The sequence below is a fragment of the Nonomuraea gerenzanensis genome, assembly GCF_020215645.1.
Taxonomy (GTDB): domain Bacteria; phylum Actinomycetota; class Actinomycetes; order Streptosporangiales; family Streptosporangiaceae; genus Nonomuraea; species Nonomuraea gerenzanensis.
On the sequence record NZ_CP084058.1, the window covers coordinates 4,508,986 to 4,529,417 of the forward strand.

13 protein-coding genes are annotated in these 20,432 nt (G+C 73.4%); 11 read left to right on the top strand and 2 right to left on the bottom strand.

The genetic code is table 11. From position 1 onward, the window contains the following. Nucleotides 1–103 precede the first annotated feature (103 nt). The 7 genes from LCN96_RS21340 to rhaS all read left to right on the top strand — a co-directional run bounded on the left by LCN96_RS21340 (nucleotide 104) and on the right by rhaS (nucleotide 11,995). The gene (locus tag LCN96_RS21340; protein WP_225274627.1) at nucleotides 104–1,744 is read left to right on the top strand and encodes a TIGR02677 family protein; all 1,641 of its coding nucleotides are present in this window, start codon (nucleotides 104–106) and stop codon (nucleotides 1,742–1,744) included. Continuing rightward, complete coding sequence (locus LCN96_RS21345) at nucleotides 1,741–2,958, top strand: TIGR02678 family protein (protein ID WP_225274628.1); 1,218 nt, start codon at nucleotides 1,741–1,743, stop codon at nucleotides 2,956–2,958. Before LCN96_RS21340 ends, LCN96_RS21345 begins: the two co-directional genes overlap by 4 nt. Then, nucleotides 2,955–7,208, top strand: coding sequence for a TIGR02680 family protein (locus LCN96_RS21350; RefSeq protein WP_225274629.1), 4,254 nt, complete (start codon nucleotides 2,955–2,957; stop codon nucleotides 7,206–7,208). Before LCN96_RS21345 ends, LCN96_RS21350 begins: the two co-directional genes overlap by 4 nt. A 182-nt stretch (nucleotides 7,209–7,390) precedes the next feature. Further along, nucleotides 7,391–8,896, top strand: coding sequence for a sugar ABC transporter ATP-binding protein (locus tag LCN96_RS21355; RefSeq protein WP_225274630.1), 1,506 nt, complete (start codon nucleotides 7,391–7,393; stop codon nucleotides 8,894–8,896). Next, on the top strand, nucleotides 8,893–9,924 hold the full coding sequence (locus LCN96_RS21360) for an ABC transporter permease (protein WP_225274631.1): 1,032 nt from the start codon (nucleotides 8,893–8,895) through the stop codon (nucleotides 9,922–9,924). The genes LCN96_RS21355 and LCN96_RS21360 overlap by 4 nt, the downstream gene beginning before the upstream one ends. Beyond that, entirely contained in the window at nucleotides 9,917–10,918 is a 1,002-nt protein-coding gene (locus LCN96_RS21365) for an ABC transporter permease (RefSeq protein ID WP_225274632.1), read from the top strand. The genes LCN96_RS21360 and LCN96_RS21365 overlap by 8 nt, the downstream gene beginning before the upstream one ends. Before the next feature lie 9 nt (nucleotides 10,919–10,927). Next, a complete protein-coding gene (gene rhaS, locus LCN96_RS21370) occupies nucleotides 10,928–11,995 on the top strand; it encodes a rhamnose ABC transporter substrate-binding protein (protein WP_225274633.1) in 1,068 nt (355 codons plus the stop codon). Nucleotides 11,996–12,015: 20 nt separating this feature from the next. Here the strand turns inward: rhaS and LCN96_RS21375 are convergent, their stop codons facing one another. Continuing rightward, entirely contained in the window at nucleotides 12,016–12,948 is a 933-nt protein-coding gene (locus LCN96_RS21375; protein ID WP_225274634.1) for a carbohydrate kinase family protein, read from the bottom strand. Between the two features lie 120 nt (nucleotides 12,949–13,068). Between LCN96_RS21375 and LCN96_RS21380 the strand changes: the two genes are divergently transcribed. Genes LCN96_RS21380 through LCN96_RS21395 form a run of 4 tightly spaced genes read left to right on the top strand, consistent with a single transcriptional unit; the run spans nucleotide 13,069 to nucleotide 16,862 of the window. Then, entirely contained in the window at nucleotides 13,069–14,052 is a 984-nt protein-coding gene (locus tag LCN96_RS21380) for a sugar ABC transporter substrate-binding protein (protein ID WP_225274635.1), read from the top strand. An 11-nt stretch (nucleotides 14,053–14,063) separates the two neighbouring features. After that, nucleotides 14,064–15,026 (top strand): ABC transporter permease, encoded by a 963-nt coding sequence (locus LCN96_RS21385; protein WP_225274636.1) that lies wholly within the window; start codon nucleotides 14,064–14,066, stop codon nucleotides 15,024–15,026. After that, nucleotides 15,023–15,835: an ATP-binding cassette domain-containing protein gene (locus LCN96_RS21390; protein WP_225274637.1), complete on the top strand. Its 813-nt coding sequence runs from the start codon at nucleotides 15,023–15,025 to the stop codon at nucleotides 15,833–15,835. Before LCN96_RS21385 ends, LCN96_RS21390 begins: the two co-directional genes overlap by 4 nt. A gap of 28 nt (nucleotides 15,836–15,863) precedes the next feature. Next, nucleotides 15,864–16,862, top strand: coding sequence for a LacI family DNA-binding transcriptional regulator (locus tag LCN96_RS21395; protein ID WP_263657500.1), 999 nt, complete (start codon nucleotides 15,864–15,866; stop codon nucleotides 16,860–16,862). Between the two features lie 30 nt (nucleotides 16,863–16,892). Here LCN96_RS21395 and LCN96_RS21400 read toward each other — a convergent pair whose 3' ends face one another. After that, on the bottom strand, nucleotides 16,893–20,300 hold the full coding sequence (locus LCN96_RS21400; protein ID WP_225274639.1) for a S8 family serine peptidase: 3,408 nt from the start codon (nucleotides 20,298–20,300) through the stop codon (nucleotides 16,893–16,895). Nucleotides 20,301–20,432 lie beyond the last annotated feature (132 nt).

Sequence of the window (20,432 nt, forward strand, 5' to 3'; positions counted from 1 at the left end):
AGACGCCCGAGTTCCAATGCCAGCGCCGTACCCCTGTGATCTGCTCGCAAACAGCGGTCGTGCCGTCGGTGTCTCCCGCTACGGTGACGTGCGTGGGGTAATCGTGCGGCGAGGGGAGAGCGGGGCGATGGCGGAGCCGCCACGGATGCCGCCGGAGATGTTCCGGTTCACCAGCACCGAGCGGGCGGACCTGCACACCGCGGTCCTCTACGCGTTCGGCGAGGCCGACGAGCGGCTGGAGACGGCGCTGACGGTGGACGAGGTGCGCGAGCGGCTGCGCTCGGTGGGATGGTACGCGCCGGTCTCCGAGCAGGACCTGTCCGGGACGCTCAGGCAGCTCACGGGGTGGGGGCTGCTCGACGTGATCTTCAATCACGCGGGGAGCTTCGCCACCGCCGAGGAGTACGAGCGCAGGAACCTGCAGTACGCGCTGACCAGGCGAGGTGAGGCGGCGTATGCCGGGGTGCGGCACGCGATGGCGGCGCTGTCCTCTTTTGGAGCGTTGCAAACGGCGGTGCTGGACGCGATCGCCGACCGGCTGGGCGAGCTGGACGGGCTGCTGCGCGACCCGGACCCCGGCCGGAACCGGCGGATCTTCGCCGGGCTGCAGGAGCTGGAGGGGCATCTCGACGCGTTGCGCACCAACACCAGGCGGTTCAACGGCGAGCTGCAGCGGCTGCTGCGGGTCGAGGGGGCGGATCTGGCGACGTTCCATGAGGTCAAGGCCGCGACGGTGGCCTACCTGCAGGAGTTCGTGACGAACCTGGAGCAGCGCGGCGAGACGATCGCCGCAGCGCTGGAGGCGGTGGAGGGCCACACGGGCAACGGTGCGGGCAACGGCGCGGGCAACGGCGCGGGCAACGGCGCGGGCAACGGCGCGGGCAACGGCGCCGAGTTGCTGCATGCTCGTGCCCTGGACGGCGCCGGCCTCCCCGCAGTGCCGGGCACCGACCACGCCGCGCCCTGGCTCGCGGCGCGCACGGCCCAATGGGAGGACCTGCGGGCGTGGTTCGCGCCCGCGGACGGCAGCATGCCGAGGGTGCGCCGGCTGCACGACGTGGCCCGGCGCGCCATCGTCTCGTTGTTGCAGGTGCTCGGCCGGATCACCGACTCGCGCCGCCGCTCGTCCAGCGCCGCCGCCGACTTCCGTACGCTGGCCCGCTGGTTCGCCACCGCGCCCGGTGAGGACGACGCGCACCGGTTGTGGGACGCGGCGTTCGGGCTGGGCTCGGCCAGGCACGCGCATCTCGGGCACGCCGACGCCGAGCTCATCCCGTCCGGGGTGCCGTGGGCGGAGGCCGAGCCGGTCGAGGTGTCGGCGCTGCTGCGTTCGCGCGGGCGTACGGAGCGGATGGGGCGCACGGGCAAGGTGCGGGACGTGGCCGCACTGAAGGCCGGGCGCAGGGAGCGCGCCGAGAAGGAGCGGGCCGAGCTGGAGGCCGCCTGGTCGGCGCTGGCGACGACGGGGGCGATGCGGCTGTCGCAGCTCGGCAAGCTCGACCATGAGACGTTCGGGCGGCTGCTCGACCTGCTCGGCCGGGCGCTGGCCGAGCGGCCCGACTCGACCGGGTTCCGGCGGGCCGTCACCTCGGACGGGCGGGTGGAGATCGTGCTGCGGACGCCGGAGGACGGTGCGGTGGCCGTGCTGCGTACGCCCGAGGGGTGGTTCCGCGGGCCCGACTACCTGATCGACGTGCGGACCCTCGGCGAGACCGGGCTGAGTGAGCGGGTGGTGAACGCATGAGGGGCCTGGCCAACCAGCTCGTCAGAGCCGAGAAGGAGGAGATCGCCCGCGCTATCCGGACGTTGCTCGGCCGTCCTCTCGTCTCCGCGCACGACGACCCCGCCGCCTTCGACCTGATCAGGAAGCGGCGGGGGCCGCTGATCCAGTGGTTCGACTACTTCTGCGGCTGGCGGCTGATCGTGGAGCCGCGCCAGGGGTATGCGCGTCTGGTCAAGGTGGGCCCGCCCGGTCCGCGCCCGGCGACGCGGCCCGCACGGCGCCCGCGCGCCACCCGGGCGCCGTTCGACCGCCGTCGTTACACGCTGCTGTGCCTGTGCGCGGCCGAGCTGCTCGCCGCGCCGGTGACCACGATCGGGATGCTGGCGCAGCGGGTGGCTCAGGCGGCCGCCGTCGAGCCGGACGTGCCCGCGTTCGATCCGGTCAGGAACGATGAGCGGGCCGCCTTCGTGGACGCGCTCAAGCTGCTGGAGCAGTACGGCGCGCTCGCGGCGATGGACGGGGCCACCGAGGCATACCTGGGGGATGAGGACGCCAAGGTGTTGTACCGGGTGGACACGACCCGGGTGATCCGGCTGCTGGCCGCGCCGGTGCCGCCGTCCAGGATCGCCGCGGACATGATCGGTGCGGGCGGCGGCGGTGGGGGCGTGCTGGAGGAGCTGACCGTGGAGGCCAGGTACGGCGGGGACGACCCGACCGACACCCAGCGCACCCTGTGGGCCCGCCACTCCCTCATCCGCCGCCTGCTCGACGAGCCCGTCGTCTACGGTGACGAGCTCACCCCCGCCCAATCCGCCTACGCAGCCTCACCGGCCGGCCGCCGGTTGCTGCGCCGCGCGGCGGAGGAGGCCGGGTTCGTGCTGGAGGAGCGGGCCGAGGGGCTGCTGCTCGTCGATCCGGACGCCATCGCCACCGACACCAGGTTCCCCGACGACGGCAGCCACGCCAAGGTGGCCGCCCTGCTCATGCTCGACCTGCTCGTCACCGCCGGCCCCGTCACCGCCGGGCGGCTCGACGCCGAGGCCGCCAGGCTGCTGCGGCAGTTCCCGCAGTGGGCCAAGGCCTACCAGTCCGACGGCGGCGGCCCGCGGCTGGCCGCCGACGCGCTGGAGGTGCTCACGCAGTTCGGGCTGGCCCGTCGTGGTGGCGATCAGGTCGCCGCCCTGCCCGCCGCGGCCCGGTATCGGGTCGAGCGCGTCGTACAGGAGGATTCGTGACTGTCACCGAGCTGGCCGTGCCGCGCGCCGTGCAGGGGGTGGACGCCCGCTGGACCCCCGTACGCGCGGGGATCGTGAACGTGTGGCGCTACTACGACGAGGTGTTCGAGTTCCACCGGGGCAGGCTGCTGCTGCGCGGGCCCAACGGCAGCGGCAAGTCCAAGGTGCTGGAGCTGCTGTTCCCGTACGTGCTGGACGCCAGCCTCAAGCCGAGCAGGCTGTCCACGTTCGGCGGCACCGAGCGCACCATGCACTGGAACCTGATGGGCGACGGCGCCTCCGGCACCACCCGGGTCGGGTATGTGTGGCTGGAGTTCCGGCACTCCGACGGCCGGTGGTTCACCTGCGGCGCCCGGCTGCAGGCCACCGTCCACACCAAGAACGTCACCGCCGCCTACTTCACCACCGAGGCGCGTGTGGACACGCCCGACGGCATCCGGCTCACCGGCGAGGGCGGGCAGCCGCTGACCAGGGCGCAGCTCGTGGACGAGCTCGGCAGGTCAGGCACGGTGCACGAGTCGGCCGAGTCCTACCGCACCGTCGTGCGCCGGACGCTCTACCGGGAGCTCAACGAGCAGCGCTACGACTCGCTGCTCACCGCGCTGCGCCAGCTCCGCACCCCCAAGCTGTCCGAACGCCTCGATCCAGGGCTGCTGTCGGAGCTGCTGTCGAGCGCGTTGCCACCCCTCGGGGAGGGCGAGATCCATGAGATCGCGGAGGGGTTCGAGCGGCTCGACCGGCAGCGGGAGGAGCTGCGGCTGCTCGACCGCGACGTGGAGGAGGCCGACCGGCTCGCCGGGCGCCAGCGGAGTTACGCCCGGCGGGTGCTGCGTGCCGCCGCCGCGGGGGTGGTGCGGGCGGGGCAGGCGCTGGAGTCGCTGGCCGCCGAGGTCAAGGGTAAGCGGGAGGCGCTCAAGGAGGCCGAGCGGGAGCTCGACGCGACGGCCGCGCGGCTGGGGGAGGAGGAGGCGCAGGAGCTGGCCCTGGCGGCGCGGATCGACGGGCTGAAGGAGAGCGCGGCCTACCAGGCGGGCGGTGAGCTGCACCGGCTCCGTACGGAGGCCGAGGGGGCGCACGAGGTGGCGGCGCGCATGCGCGACCAGGCGGGGCGGGCGGCTCGGGCGGTGACGGCCAAGCAGGAGCAGGCGGCCCTCGCCGCCGCCGGCGCCCGCACGGCGGCGGCGCTCGCCGAACGCGCCCGCGCCGACGCCCGCCACGCGGCCGAACGCGCCGGGCTGCTCACCGTGCACGAGGAGACGGAACGAGCGGGCACCGACCGGGGACCCGCCGTCGCCGGGCTCGGCACGCATGAGGCTGGAGCCGCCGAAGCCGGTGCATTGCGCGCCGGCACTGCGCGCGCCGGCACTGCGCGCGCCGGCACTGCGCGCGACGGCACTGCGCGCGACGGCGTGACACGCGATGGCGCGGGGCGTGAGGGTGCGGGGCGTGAGGGTGCGGGGCGTGACGGTGCGGAGCGCACGGAGGCAGAACGTGCCGATGCCGCCCAGGACAGCGAAGCATCCGTCCGCCGGGCACGAGACCTACTGAGAGCGGCAGTCACCAGCCGAGCCACCCAGATCAGACAGGTCAGAACGGCCGCCACCCGCCACACCGAGGCGATCACCCGCCGCACCACCGCCGAACACGACCGCGACCAGGCCAGAACCGACCTGGCCACAGCCCACGAGACCCACGACCACGCAGAACGACAACGCGACGACCGGGCCCGCGACCTGGCCGCCGCCCTGGCCGACTGGGCGGCGGGCTGCACCCAGCTCCAGCTCGACCCCACCGTGCTCGCGGGCCTGGCCGACGACTTCGAGCGGACCGGCGAGCTGATCGGCACGGCCCGGACGATGGCCGCCGTGGAGCTGGCCGCCCGGGAGCAGCATCTGGCGGCCCTGCGGGAGCGGCTGGCGGCCGAGCGGTCGGAGCTGGCCGGGCAGCGGGAGAGCCTCGACGACCGGACCGTGCCGGAGCCGCCCGCCCCGCACACCCGCGGCACCGCCGCCAGGCAGGGGCGTCTCGGCACGCCGTTGTGGCGGGCCGTCGCGTTCAGGTCCGGGCTCGACCCGGTGGCGCAGGCCGGGGTGGAGGCGGCGCTGGAGGCGTCCGGGCTGCTGGACCTGTGGCTGCGGCCCGACGGCGGGTGCGATCCGGGGGAGCACGACGCGTTCGCGATGGCGGCGCTGTCGAGGCCCGCGCCCGGTTACAGCCTGGCGCACGTGTTGTTCACCGAGGCCGACTCCCCGGTCACGGCCGACACCGTGCTGGCCGGCATCGCGTTCGCGCCGACCGCGACCGGCGTGGACCATCCGGCGGTCATCGGCGCCGACGGCACGTGGCGGCTGGGCCCGGCGGCGGGCCGGTGGGTCAAGCCGGAGCCGTCGTACATCGGCGCCACGGCCCGCGAGCGCGCCCGCCGCCGCCGGGTGGCGGAGCTGGACGACCGGCTGGGCGAGCTGGCCGGGCGGATCGCCGAGTGCGACCACCTGCTCGCCGTGGTGGACGGCGAGCGCGACACGCTCTCCGCCGAGCTGCGGCGCAGGCCCGACGGCAGGCCGTACGCCGAGGCGGCCGGGGCGCTCGACGCCGCCGTGATGCGGGTCGCGCTGCTGGAGGACCGGCTCAGAGGCTATGAGGGGCGGCTGCACGAGCGGGAGCAGGAGGTGACCGGGTCGCTGCGTCACCTCACCGAGCTGGCCGGCCGCCACGGCCTGCCCACCGCGCTGCCCGCGCTCGCCAACCTGGAGGAGGCGCTGCGCACCGCCGAGACGGCCGGCACCGTCTGGCACGACCGCCGCGCCGAGGCCCGCGCCGCCAGGGAGCGCGCGGGCCTGGCCGCCGAGACCGCCGCCGAGTACGAGCACCTGGCCATCGAGGCCGTCGAACGCGCCGAGGAGGCCGCGTCCGCCGCCGTCGTGCTGGCGGAGCGGCTGGCCGCGGTCGAGTCGACGGTCGGCGCCGAGCAGCAGCGCGTCCTCGACCAGCTCCAGCGCTCCCAGCACGCCTACCGGGCGTGCCGCCGCCTCATCAAGTCCGTCAACGACGACCTGGCGCGGCTCAACGCCCGGCTCGGCCGGCTGCGCGGCGAGCTGGGCACCGCGCAGGACAGGCACGCCGAGGCGGTGCGGGCGCGCGACGAGGTGTCCGACCGGTTCCGGCGGCTGGCGGCCGGGCACCTGCCGGTGGACGCGGAGGTGGGCGTGGAGCTGGCCCCCGAGGCGGGGGTGCGGGCCGTGCTGGAGGCGGCGAAGGACACGGCCGGGCAGCTCGCCTCCGTCCCGTACGAGCCCAAGAGCGTCAAGGAGGCGGAGGCGCGGCTGCAGGACGCCTTCCACCACGCCAGGGAGGTGCTGGCCGGGCGGGCCGACCTGGAGCTGGCGCCGGAGGAGGACGTCCAGGTGCTCACCGCCACCGTCGACGGCGTGCGGGCGGGGGCGGCGGCGCTCGGGCAGGCGCTGCGCAAGGAGCGCGACGAGCGGCGCTCGGACATCACGGAGGCCGAGCGGGACCTGTTCGATCGGACGCTGGCCGGCGACACGCGGCGGCACCTGGCCGACCGCATCAGGCAGGCGGCGGCCCTGGTGGAGGGCATGAACCAGCGCCTCGAACGCGTCCGCACCGCCTCCCGGGTCGCGGTGCGGCTGGTGTGGCAGGTCGATCCCACGCAGTCGCCCGGCACCCGCGCCGCCCGTGACCTGCTGCTGCGCGACCCTGCCGGGCTCACAGAGTCCGACAGGGAGGCGCTGTACGCGTTCTTCAGGGACCGGGTGGAGGAGGCGCGGGCCGGCAACTCCTCGGCGAGCTGGGAGGACCAGCTCATGAAGGTGCTCGACTACACCTCCTGGCACCGGTTCACGGTCAGGCTCGACCGGGGCGACGGGCAGGGCTGGCAGGACCTGACGAGGAAGCTGCACGGGGCGCTGTCGGGCGGGGAGAAGGCGATCGCGCTGCACCTGCCGCTGTTCGCCGCCGTGGCCGCGCACTACCAGACCGATCCGGGGTGCCCGCGGTTCATCCTGCTCGACGAGGTGTTCGTGGGGGTGGACAGGACGAACCGGGGGCAGGTGTTCGACCTGCTGGTGGATCTGGGGCTGGATCTGGTGCTCACGTCGGACCACGAGTGGTGCGAGTACCGGGAGCTGGACGGGATCGCGATCCACCAGCTCATCACGGGCGACGGCGATGACGCGGTGACGACCGCCCGCTTCGTGTGGAACGGCTACCGGACGGTGCCGGCCGAATAGGCAGAAGATAAATCGATTTAAGAAATATCTCCAAGTCGCCAACTTATGCGTTGCCCGGTCAAGGCGTCAAGGGCCGATCTCCCCTGGCCGGTAAGCGCTTGCCTCCATTGACACGCCAAGCGCCCGCGTTTTACGTTCTGGACACCTTAAAACGTTTTGCGGAAACGTTTGTCGGAGGGCACATGAGTGAACCGCCTCCCATCCTTTCGCTGCGTGACGTGAGCAAGTCCTTCGGCGCCGTACGAGCACTCCAGGACGTGCGGCTGGACCTTTGGCCCGGCGAGGCCCACGGCCTGGTGGGCGAGAACGGCGCCGGCAAGTCGACCTTGGTGAAGATCCTGGCCGGCGCCCATGCCGCGGACGCCGGCACCTTGACGGTGGACGGAAAGGAGCTGAGACCCACCGGCCCAGGCGATGCCCAGGCCGCCGGCATCGCCGTGATCTATCAGGAGCCCACGCTCTTCCCCGACCTCTCGGTGGCCGAGAACATCTTCATGAGCCGCCAGCCCCTGCGCGCCCTGCGCCGCATCGACGCCAGGGCCATGCGCAACGCGACGGCCGAGCTGTTCGGCAGGCTCGGCATCCACCTGGACCCCGACCGGCCCGCGCGCGGGCTGTCCATCGCCGACCAGCAGCTCGTGGAGATCGCCAAGGCGCTGGCGTTCGACGCCCGCATCCTGATCATGGACGAGCCCACCGCCGCGCTGTCGGGGGTCGAGGTCGAGCGACTGTTCTCGGTGGTCGCCTCGCTGCGCGAGTCGGGCGCGGCGGTGCTGTTCATCTCCCACCGCTTCGATGAGATCTTCGCGTTGTGCCAGCGCGTCACCGTCATGCGGGACGGCCGCTGGGTCTCCACCGGCCCCGCCGCCGAGCTGACCGTGGACGAGCTGGTCCGCCGGATGGTCGGCCGCGAGGTGTCGTCGTTGTATCCGAAGACGGACACGACGGCCGGGCGGCCCCGGCTGGAGGTGCGGTCCCTGACCCGGCACGGCGTGTTCGCCGACGTGGGGTTCACGGTGCGCGGCGGCGAGATCGTCGCCCTGGCGGGGCTGGTCGGGGCCGGGCGCAGCGAGGTGGCCCGCGCCGTGTTCGGCGTCGACCGCTACGACGAGGGCGAGGTGCTGGTCGACGGCGAGAGGCTGCCGAGGGGCGACACGGCCGCGGCCATCGCCGCCGGGCTCGCCCTCGTCCCGGAGGACCGTCGCCAGCAGGGCCTGGTGATGGAGCTGTCCGTCGAGCGCAACGCCACCCTGACCAGGCGCTGGTCGCTGAGCAGGCTCGGGCTGCTGTTCGGCGGCGGCGAGCGCGCGGCGGCCCGGGAGTGGAGCGAGCGGCTGCGGGTCAAGACGGCCCGGCTGACCGACCCGGTCTCCACCCTGTCGGGCGGCAACCAGCAGAAGGTGGTGCTGGCCAAGTGGCTGTCCACCGAGCCGCGGGTGCTCATCGTGGACGAGCCCACGCGCGGCATCGACGTGGGCACCAAGGCCGAGGTGCACCGGCTGCTGTCGGAGCTGGCCGGGCAGGGAGTCGCGGTGCTGATGATCTCCAGCGAGCTGCCGGAGGTGCTCGGCATGGCCGACCGGGTCCTGGTGATGCACGAGGGCCGGCTCGTCGCCGACCTCCCGCGCACCCGGGCCGACGAGGAGTCGGTGATGCTCGCCGCCACCGGCCAGGGCGGTGCCGGATGACGGCGGTCAGGGCGGCGCCGGCCACGGACGCCGGGGCGAGCGCCGGGCTCGTGCACCGGGTGCTCGTGGTCAGGGAGCTGGGCATCGTCGTCGCGCTGGTGCTGCTGGTCGCGGTGACGGTGCTGGTCAACCCCAGGTTCCTGACCGCGCAGGGGATCAAGGACCTGCTGCTCGGCTCCACCATCCTGGCGGTGCTCGCGGTCGGCCAGAGCATCGTGGTGATCACCCGCAACGTGGACCTGTCGGTGGGCTCGGTGCTGGGCCTGTCGGCGTTCGCGACGGGCAGCCTCTTCGTGGCGAACCCCGGCCTGCCCGTCCCGGTGGTGTTCGTGCTCGGGGTGCTGCTCGGGGCCGCGTGCGGGGTGGTGAACGGCGGGCTGATCGCCGCCGCCCGGGTGCCCGCGCTGGTGGTCACGCTGGGCACCCTGTACGTCTTCCGCGGCCTCGACTACACCTGGGCGACCGGCCGCCAGATCAACGCCGCCGACATGCCGCCGGGCTTCCTGCGCCTGGGCAGCGCGACGGTGCTGGGCGTGCCGGTGCTGGCGCTGTTCGCCGTCGTGGTGCTGGCGGGGGCGGGCTACTACCTGCGCGGCTACCGCAGCGGCCGGGAGCTGTACGCGATCGGCTCCAGCCCGGCCGCGGCCCGGCTGGCCGGCATCCCGGTCGGCAAGCGGGTGTTCGCGGCGTTCGTGGCCAGCGGCGCGCTGGCCGGGCTGGCCGGGGTGCTGTACGCGGCCCGCTTCGGCACCCTGGACGCCAACGCCGGCAACGGCTTCGAGCTGAACGTGGTGGCGGCCGTCGTGGTCGGCGGCGTGGCCATCTTCGGCGGCAGCGGCTCGGTGTACGGGGCGGCGCTGGGCGCGGTGCTGCTCACCACGATCAGCAGCGCGCTGCCGGTGCTCGGGGTGGGCCCGTTCTGGCAGCGGGCCGCGGTCGGCGCGCTGATCCTGGCCGCGATCGGCCTGGACCGGGCGCTGGCGGTCCGGCTGGCCCGGTCGCTGAGAGGAAGGAGCAGCCATGGTTGAGCGGATGCGGTCGCTGGCCGGCTCGTGGGACGCCGCGCTGCTCGTGGCGCTGGTGCTGGTCGTGGTGGTGGGCGCGATGAGCGTCGAGGGGGTGGCCAGCCCGCGCTTCTGGCGGTTCGTCACGCTGGAGGTCATCCCGATCGCGCTGATCGCGCTGCCTATGACGCTGGTCGTCATCACCGGCGAGATCGACCTGTCGGTGGCCAGCATCCTGGGCCTGACCTGCACGGTCATGGGCCAGCTGTGGTTGTGGGGGATCACCTCGCTGCCGGTGCTGGTCCTGGTCGCGCTGCTGCTGGGCGCCTTGCTGGGGGCGGTCAACGGGGTGTTCGTGACCGCGTTCGGCCTGCCGTCGCTGGCGGTGACGATCGGCACGCTGGCCCTGTACCGGGGGCTGGCGTACGTGGTGCTCGGCGACCGCGCGGTGGCCGACTACCCGCCGGAGTGGACGACGGGCGCGATCGCCGCGATCCCCGGCCTGACCATCCCGTGGATGATCCTCGTGGTCGGCGCGCTGACGCTGGTCTTCGGGCTGGTGCTGCACGCCACCCCGATCGGCCGCGGCCTGTACGCGATGGGCAACAACGCCGAGGCGGCCCGCTTCACCGGCATCTCCGTGGCCCGCACCAAGTTCTGGCTGTTCGTGGCCACCGGCGCGATGTCGGCGCTGGCCGGGGTGTTCTGGACGCTGCGCTACGCCAGCGCCCGCGCCGACAACGGCAACGGCCTCGAACTCGCCGTGGTGGCGGCCGTGCTGCTGGGCGGGGTGTCCATCTTCGGCGGGCGCGGCCGGCTGCTCGGCGTGCTCGCCGCGGTCGTCCTGCTCGGCACCCTGCGCAACGCGCTGCAACTGGCCTACGTGCCGGCCAACACCCTGACCATCATCACCGGATCCCTGCTGATCGTCTCTGTCGTGGGGCCCAACGCCGCCGGTCTGCTGCGCGCACGATGGCGCAGGCGGCGAGCGCCCATCACCCCCCTGCACCAGGAGTGAGGACACACCATGTCAAGATCCAGAGGAGGCCGGGCTCTCGTCCTGGCGATGCTCACCGCGCTCACCCTCACCGCCGCCGGCTGCGCCACCGAGGAGCCGGCCGCCCCCGCCACCGGCGGGACGGCCGCGTCCGGCCAGGCGGGCACGATCAAGGAGGGGCTGAAGATCGCCTTCCTGCCCAAGCAGGTCAACAACCCCTATTTCGACGCCTCCGACAACAAGGGCGGCAAGGTCGCGGTCGAGGAGTTCAAGGGCGTCTACAGCCAGACCGGCCCGTCGGAGGCCAGCCCGTCGGCGCAGGTCTCCTACATCAACACGCTGTCGCAGCAGGGCACCGACGTGATCGTGGTCTCGGCCAACGACAAGGACGCCATCTGCGGCGCCCTCCAGGAGGCCCGCACCGCCGGGGCCAAGGTCGTCACCTACGACTCCGACACCAACCCCTCCTGCCGCGACGTGTTCATCAACCAGGCCAGCGCCGACGGCATCGCGGCCTCCCAGATCAAGCTGATCTCCGAGGCGGTCGGCGCGGACGGCGGGGAGATCGCGATCCTGTCGGCGACGGCCAACGCGACCAACCAGAACGCCTGGATCGAGATGATGAAGACGGAGCTGGCCAAGCCGGAGTACAGCAAGCTGAAGCTGGTGGCCACCGTCTACGGCGACGACGACGACCAGAAGTCCTTCCAGGAGGCGCAGGGCCTGCTGGCCAAGTATCCGGACCTCAAGGGCATCATCTCGCCGACCACGGTGGGCGTCGCCGCGGCGGCCCGCTACCTGTCCGGTTCGGAGTACAAGGGCAAGGTGCAGCTCACCGGCCTCGGCACGCCGAACCAGATGCGGGCCTACGTCAAGGACGGCACGGTCAAGTCGTTCGCCCTGTGGAACCCCTCCGACCTGGGCTACCTGGCCGCCTACACCGGCGGCGCGCTGGCCTCCGGCATGATCGCCGGCAAGGAGGGCGACACGTTCACCGCGGGCAAGCTGGGCGAGTACACCGTCGGCAAGGACGGCACCGTGCTGCTCGGCGACCCGTTCGTCTTCACCGAGGACAACATCGACGACTTCGACTTCTGACGGGCGGCCCCGCCCCGGGCTCAGAGCCGGTGGGCCCAGGGCGGGTCGGCGCCCGCGACCGAGCAGGTCAGCGCCGACACCCGGGCGGCGTACTCGGCCGCCGCCCGCACCGTCTCCAGGTCGAGCGTGTCCAGCCGCCCGCCGAGCAGGCCCCCGGCCTCCAGGCTGTGCAGCAGCCCGGCCGTGAACGCGTCGCCCGCGCCCACGGTGTCCACCACCTCCACCGAGGGCGCGGCGACCGTGGCGCGCTCGCCGTCCAGCGACACCAGCGCCCCGGCCGCGCCCCTGGTGACGACCACGAGCCGGGCGCCGGCGGCGTGCCAGCGGTCGCACGCCTGCTCGGGCGGCACGCCGGGCAGCAGGAAGCCGAGGTCGTCGTCGCTGAGCTTGAGGATGTCGGCGAAGGCGCACCAGCGCTCCACCTGGTAGTCGCCCCTGGCCGCCAGGCTGGGCCGCACGTTGGGGTCGATCGAGATCGTCGCCCGCGCCGACGCCGCCCTGGCGAACTCCTCCACCGCCTCCCCGCCCGGCCCCTTGACCAGCGCGAGCGAGCCGGTGTGCAGGCAGGAGGCGGCGCCGAGCCGCTCCAGGCCCAGCTCGCCGGCGCTCCACTGCCAGTCGGCCGTGCCCGTGGCGTAGAAGGTGTACTCGGCCCTGCCGTGCTCGTCGAGGGCGGCGACCGCGAGCGTGCTCGGCTCGCCCGCCTCGACGCAGGCGGTCAGGTCCACGCCCGAGGCGGACAGGCGCTCGCGGAACAGCGCGCCGAAGACGTCGTGCGAGAGCCGGCCGAGGAAGCGGGCCCGCGTTCCGAGCCGCGCCAGGGCCACCGCCGTGTTGGCGGGGCCGCCGCCGGGCAGCGCCCGCAGCACCAGCTCGGCCGGGCCCCCGGAGGAGCCCGCCGCGGGCCGGCCGGCGAAGGCGTCGGCGACGCACTCGCCCAGGACAGCGATCATCAGACCGGCCTTTCTGGGGCATTGACGATTCCCGGATGGGAGTTCATCATCACAGCACGGCCGATGTCAACGTTGACATATGTCAACGATGACATCATGTCCCCCCTGATAGGAACCGCCATGAATGCGAAGCTTCCGGCCGGACTCCTCGTCACCGCACTCCTGCTCGCCGGCTGCGGAGGTAACGGGCAGAGCGCCTCCTCCGCCACCCCCAAGGTGGGCCTGATCACCAAGACCGAGACGAACCCGTTCTTCGTCAAGATGAAGGTGGGCGCCCAGCAGGCGGCCCAGGCCGGCGGCCTGGAGCTGATGAGCGCCGCGGGCAAGTTCGATGGCGACAACGCCAGCCAGATCACCGCCATCGAGAACATGGTCGCCGCCGGCGTCAAGGGCATCCTCATCACCCCGAGCGACACCAAGGCCATCGTCCCCGCGATCAAGAAGGCCCGCGACGCGGGCGTGCTCGTCATCGCCCTCGACACCCCCACCGAGCCGCAGGACGCCACCGACGCGCTGTTCGCCACCGACAACTTCAAGGCGGGCGAGCTGATCGGCCGGTACGCCAAGGCCGCCATGGCCGGCAAACCCGCCAAGATCGCCACGCTGGACCTGGCGCCCGGCATCACGGTCGGCCAGCTCAGGCACGACGGCTTCCTGAAGGGCTTCGGCGTCCAGGAGGGCGACCCGTCCGTCGTCTGCTCGCAGGACACCCGCGGCGACCAGGCCAAGGGCCAGACCGCCATGGAGAACTGCCTGCAGAAGGCGCCCGACATCAACCTCGTCTACACCATCAACGAGCCCGCCGCGCTCGGCGCGTACACGGCGCTGAAGGCCAAGGGCCGCGAGAAGGACGTGCTGATCGTCTCGGTGGACGGCGGCTGCGCCGGCACCAAGGCCGTGCAGGCCGGCCAGATCGCGGCCACCAGCCAGCAGTACCCGCTGAAGATGGCCGAGGAGGGCGTCAAGGCCGTCGCCGCGTTCGCCAGGAACGGCCAGAAGGCCACCGGCTACACCGACACCGGCGTCACCCTCATCACCGACCGGGCCGTGGCCGGGGTCGAGGCCGAGGACACCGCCTTCGGCCTGGCCAACTGCTGGGGCTGACCATGGCCGTGATGCAAGCGCCGCTGCCGCGCCGCCTGATCAGCACCCCCGTCGCCGGGCCGCTGGCCGCGCTCGTGCTGGCCTGCCTGTTCTTCGGACTCAACACCGGCCAGTTCTTCACCGGGCCCAACTTCTCCCTCATCATCCAGCAGGTCATGGTGGTCGGCACGCTGGCCATCGGGCAGACCCTGATCATCCTGACCGCGGGCATCGACCTGGCCTGCGGCGCCATCATGGCGTTCGGCGGGATCGTGATGACCAAGCTGGCCGTGGACTCCGGCCTGCCGCCGCTGCTCGCGCTGAGCGCCGGGCTCGCCGTGTGCGCCGGGTTCGGGCTGGTCAACGGCCTGCTGGTGACGCGGATCTCGCTGCCGCCGTTCATCGTGACGCTGGGCATGCTGAACGTGGTGTTCGCGCTGACGCACATCTACTCCGACGAGCAGACGGTGACCGAGCTGCCCGCGCTGCTCACCTTCCTCGGGCAGACGTTCCAGCTCGGCCAGACGAACGTCACCTACGGCTCGCTGCTGACGATCCTGCTGTTCCTGCTGTTCGCGTACCTGCTCGGCTCGACCGCGTGGGGCCGCCACGTGTACGCCCTGGGCAACAGCCCCGAGGTGGCCCGCCTGACCGGCATCAGGACGAACAGGCTGACCGTCGGCGTCTACACGCTGGCCGGCCTCGTGTACGGCATCGCCGCCCTGCTCCTGGTCTCCCGCACCGGCGTCGGCGACCCGCAGGCCGGCCAGACCGACAACCTCGACAGCATCACCGCGGTCGTGCTCGGCGGCACCAGCCTGTTCGGCGGCCGGGGCCTGGTGCTCGGCACGCTCGTCGGGGCGCTCATCGTCGGGGTGTTCCGCAACGGCCTGCAGCTCATGGGCGTGCCGTCGATCTACCAGACGCTCATCACCGGCGTCCTGGTGATCCTCGCGGTCGCCGTCGACCAGCTCTCCCGCAGGAGGACCCGATGAGCGGCACCCCCGTGCTCCAGGCACGCGGCCTGGTCAAGAGGTACGGGCACGTGACCGCGCTCGACGGCGCCGACTTCGACCTCATGCCCGGCGAGGTGCTCGCGGTCATCGGCGACAACGGCGCCGGCAAGACCAGCCTGATCAAGGCGCTGACCGGCGCGCTGCAGCCGGACGCGGGCGAGATCCGGCTCGACGGCGAGCCCGTGCGCTTCCGCGACCCCCTGGACGCCCGGCGGCACGGCATCGAGACCGTCTACCAGGACCTCGCGGTCGCCGCCTCGCTCGACATCGCGACCAACATGTTCCTCGGCCGGGAGCTGCGCAAGCCCGGCCTGCTCGGCACGCTCTTCCGGATGCTCGACAAGAAGCGCATGCGCGAGGAGTCGGCCCGGCACATGGCCGAGCTGAAGATCGGCCTGGGCTCGCTCACCCAGCCGGTCGAGTCGTTGTCGGGCGGGCAGCGGCAGGGCGTGGCCGTGGCCAGGGCCGTGGCGTGGGCCAGGCACGTCGTGGTCATGGACGAGCCCACGGCGGCGCTCGGCGTGAAGGAGTCGGGTCAGGTGCTCGACCTCATCAGGCAGGTCCGCGACCGGGGCACGCCGGTGGTGCTGATCAGCCACAACATGCCGCACGTGTTCGAGATCGCCGACCGCGTGCACGTCCAGCGGCTCGGCCGCAGGGTCGCCGAGCTGAACCCGCGCGAGCACAACATGGCCGAGGTCGTGGCCATCATGACCGGCGCGCTCCAGGTGTCGGACGGCAAGTCCGTGGTGGCGGACCAGGACGCGGCGAAGGCGATCGGCCTCTGACAGGATGTCTGAAATGCGGCGTCCGACGATGACTGATGTGGCTCGTGAGGTGGGAGTCACCGCCAAGACCGTCTCCCGGGTCCTCAACGACGAGGGCCCGGTCGCCGTCGAGACCCGCGAGCGGGTCATGGAGGCGGTCAGGAAGCTCGGCTACCAGCCCAACCTCATGGCCCGCAACATGCGGGTGGGCGCCAGGGACGCCGCCATCGGCCTGGTCGTGCCGGAGCTGGGCAACCCGTTCTTCGGCACCGTCGCGGGCGGGGTCGAGGGCGCCGTGCGGGCCCGCGGGCTCACGCTCATCGTCGGCTCCTCCGGCGAGACGGCCGGGCACGAGCAGTCGCTCATCGCCACGTTCCTGGCCCGCCGGGTCAGCGCCCTCATGGTCGTCCCCGCCGCCGCGAGCGAGCACCGCCACCTGCGCGCCGAGCGGGTGGCCGGGCTGCCCATCGTCTTCCTCGACCGGCCCGCCGTCGGGCTGACCGCCGACTGCGTGGTGAGCGCCAACCGCGAGGGGGCGCGGGCCGGCGTGGCGCACCTGATCGCGCACGGGCACCGCAGGATCGGCTTCGTCGGCGACCTGCCCGCCACCCTCTACACGCGCCGCGAGCGGCTCCAGGGCTACCGCGACGCGCTCGACGGCGCGGGCCTGCCGTTCGAGCGCGCGCTGGTGGAGACGGGGCACGACCTGGAGGCGGCGGCCGGCGCCACCATGCGGCTGCTGGCGCTGGCCGACCCGCCGACGGCGCTGCTCGCGGGCAACAACCTCGCCTCCATGGGGGTGGTGGTGGCGCTGTCGCGGGCCGGGCGCAGGGACGTGGCGCTGGTCGGGTTCGACGACCTGCCGCTGGCCGAGGCGCTCGACCCGCCGCTCACCGCCGTCGCCCAGGACCCGGCGGCGGTGGGGGCGGCGGCGGCGGAGCTGGTGCTGGCCCGGCTGGACGGCGACCGGTCCAGGGCCCGCCGCGTGACGGTGCCGACCCGGCTGATCGTGCGGGGATCGGGCGAGCTGCCGCCGGGGACGAGGTAGGGCCGCCCCGCCTGGGACGGCCCCGCGCTCTCAGCGTTTCACCGTGAACCGCCCGCTCAGCGTCCCCAGCTCGACGGTGTGCGGGCCCGCCGCGAGGTCCCGCAGGTCGAACGAGATCCGCGTGTCACGGCCGGGCGCGAGCGGCACGCCGCGCCGCCGCACCTCCGCGCCGTCCACCCGCAGCACGGCCTCGTACGAGCCCGCCCGCTCACCCACGTTCGTCACCAGCGCCCGCACCCGCACGGCCCGCGACCCGGAGATCTCCAGGCCGCTCACCGTGAACAGCGCCTCCGGCCCGGCCACCAGATCGTGCACGAACACGTCGTCACGCCGGTTGGTGTCGCCCTCGGCCAGGTTCGCCGAGCCGCTCTCGAAGGCCACGTACCGGCCGTCCGCGCTGATCGACGGCAGGTGGGCGGAGCCGTCGCCCTCCCCTCCGTCGGGGGCGGTGGACAGGCGGGTGGTGGTGCCCGCCGCGACGTCGCGGACGAACACGTCGTTGCGCCCGCCCGTGTCCCCGGCGACCAGCTCACTGGAGTCGCTGTAGAAGGCGACCTCGCCGCCGTCCGCGGTGATCGAGGGCGCGAAGGACATGGCCCCCGCCGGCCTGCCGCCGGTGGTCACCGACACCAGCTCGGACTTGCCGGTGCCGAGCACCTGGACGTAGAGCTCGCCGAGGCCGGCGCCGTTGGTGAAGGCCACGGCGTTGCCGCCGGCGCTGATGACCGGCCCGGTGGTCTCCTGGTCCGGGTAGGGCACCGCGAGCCGCGTCAGCGTCCCCGCCTGCCGGTCCAGCACGTACGCGTCGATCAGCCCGTTCGTGTCACCGGGGGTCAGCGCGTCGGCGTTGCTCTGGAAGGCCACGTACCGGCCGTCGGCGCTGATCGTCGGCTCCCGCGAGCTGCCGGCCGCCTGCGTGCCGTCCTGGGCGACCGACAGGCGCCGGGTCGTGCCCTCCTGGCGGTCGCGCAGGAAGACGTCCGTCCGCCCGTTCGTGTCGCCCGGTACGAGGTTGGCCGCGTCGCTGTCGAAGACCGCGAACCGGCCGTCCGCGCTGAACCGGGGCGGCCCCGAGAGCCCGTCGGCCGGCGTGCCGTCGGCCGACACCGACAGCAGCTCGGTGGTGCCGGTCTGCCGGTCGTGCACGAACGCGTCGGCCAGGCCGTTGGTGTCGTTCGGTACGAGGTTGCCCGCCCCGCTGTTGAACCCGACGAACCGCCCGTCCGCGCTCACCGTGGGAGACAGCGAGAACGCGTCGGCCAGCCCGCCGCCGCTCGGCACCGACACCCGCGTGGTCTCGCGGGTGCGCCGGTCGGTGGCGAAGATGTCCAGCTCGCCGTTGGTGTCCTCGTCGTCGGCGAGGTTGGAGGCGAAGCTGGCGTACACCACCACGTTGCCGTCGCCGCTCAGCTCCGGCCACCACGCGTGGTGGTTGCCCTGCCGCCCGTCCGAGCCGAGCGACAGCCGCTCGGTGCGCGGGCGGCGCGGCAGCACGACGTCGGCGCTCGCCCTGCCCCGGCCGACGGTGACGGCCACGGGGGCCGAGCGGGAGACGCCGGCGGCGTGCGCGGAGATCCGGTGCTCACCGATCGGCACGTCCTCGATCCTGTACCGGCCGCTCGCGTCGGTCGTGGCCGTCAGCACGTCGGGCACGTCCAGCACGGTGACCGTGGCGCCCGGCACGCCGGTGCCCGTCGGCTCGTACGTCACCCGTCCCGAGATCGTGCTCCAGCGGGTGCGCTCCAGCTCCAGCCGCACGTCGGAGAGGCGGTCGGCCTTCACCGCGAACGGCTTCGAGGTCGTCCGGTAGCCGAACCTGGACAGCGTCAGCGTGTGCTCGCCGGCCGGGAGGCGCAGCTCGAAGCGGCCGTTCGCGTCGGTCTTCGTGCCGCGGCCGTCGGCCCTGGCGACCTGGACGCCGCCCAGCGGCCTGCGGGTGCGCCCGTCGGTGACGACGCCGCGCACGCCGCTGGTCAGCGCGGCCTCGGCGACGGCGGCGTAGGCGTCGATGCGGCCCTGGCCGACGCGCGGGTTCGGGCGGGGGCCGTACCGGTCGTCGGAGACCGCGGTGCCGGCGAGGATCTCCTCGGCGGCGGCCACGGTCAGGCCGGGGCGGGCCTCCAGCATCAGCGCGACCGTGCCGGAGACGTGCGGGGTGGCCATCGAGGTGCCGTTCAGGCTGGCGTACTGGCCGCCGGGCATGGCCGACAGCACGTCCACGCCGGGGGCGGAGACGTCCGGCACGACGTAGGAGTCCGGCCACTCCGCCGGCGCGTCGAACCAGTCGCCGCGCTTGACCGTGCCGCCGCAGGAGAAGTCGGGCACGTCGTCGTTGACGTCGGTCGCGCCCACCGCCACGGCCTCGTACACGTTGCCGGGGCTGCCCGAGCCGCCTGGCGAGCACTCGTTGCCGATGGCGAAGGCGGGGAAGGCGCCGGCGCGGTAGATGTTCCTGGCCGGCTCGATCAGCTCGTCGGCGTACCCCTCGGCGCCCAGCGACATGCTGACGACGTCGGCGGGCTCGCCCGCCGGGGTGCCGTCCGCCCCGTAGGGCGCCAGCGCCCACTGCATGCCGGCGACGACCTGGGCGAGCGTGCCCCGGCCGCCGGGGATGACCAGCCCGGCCATCAGCTCCGCGCCCGGCGCGACGCCGATCTGTGTGCCCGAGGCGTCGCCGCCCGCGATCGTGCCCGCCACGTGCGTGCCGTGGTAGGCGCTGTCGTGCGGCTCGCTGGCCACCGGCTTGCCCTCGGCGTCGAACTCGATCCAGCCGCCCGGCGCCTTCGGGTCGGCCGCGTCGGCGCTGACGAGCTTGCCCTTCAGGTCGGGGTGGGTGACGTCGATGCCGGTGTCGAGCACGGCCACGCGCACGCCCTCGCCGGTCAGCCCGCGCTCGCTGTGCACCCGGTCGGCGCCGATCTTGGCGACGCCCCAGGTCGTGGCGCCCGCGCTGAGCCGGGCCGGGGCCCTGCCCGGCTCGGGGGCGGTCAGGGTGAAGTTGGGGATGATGCGCTCGACCAGGTCCAGCTCGGCCAGGGCGCCGAGCGTGCCAGGCGTGGCCCGGACCAGGATCATGTTCTTCAGCCAGAAGGTGTTGACCACCTGGTCGCCGCGCGAGCGCACGAACGCGGCCACGGGGTCCTGCACGGGCTCCGCGCCGGCCGTCAGCGTCTTGCGGGCCTCGGCGCCGGAGGCGACGGGCGGCGGCTGCTGGACGGTGCGGAGCACGACGACCGCCTCCAGGCGGCCTCGTGCGGTCTTCAGCTGTTCGGCCAGCTTGGCGTCGATCTTGGATTCGCTCCCGGGCCCGGCGGTGACGGCTTGCGCCGCCGCCGGGCTCGCGACGATCGTCCCGAACGTCCCTGAGGTCATCAGTAGGGCTGGTAAGACGGCGGCGAGCAGGCGCCGCCCGGCGGAACGGCGGGAGGTCAGCGGCATGGGGCTCCTTCACATCTGTGGCCGCTGGGGCCGATGGTGCACCGAGAACGCTGACATCCTCCGACGTTTCCTGACAAGATCCGTTGATGACGAGTTTCTGTCATGTGACGTGAATCCGACACCCGGGAGGCG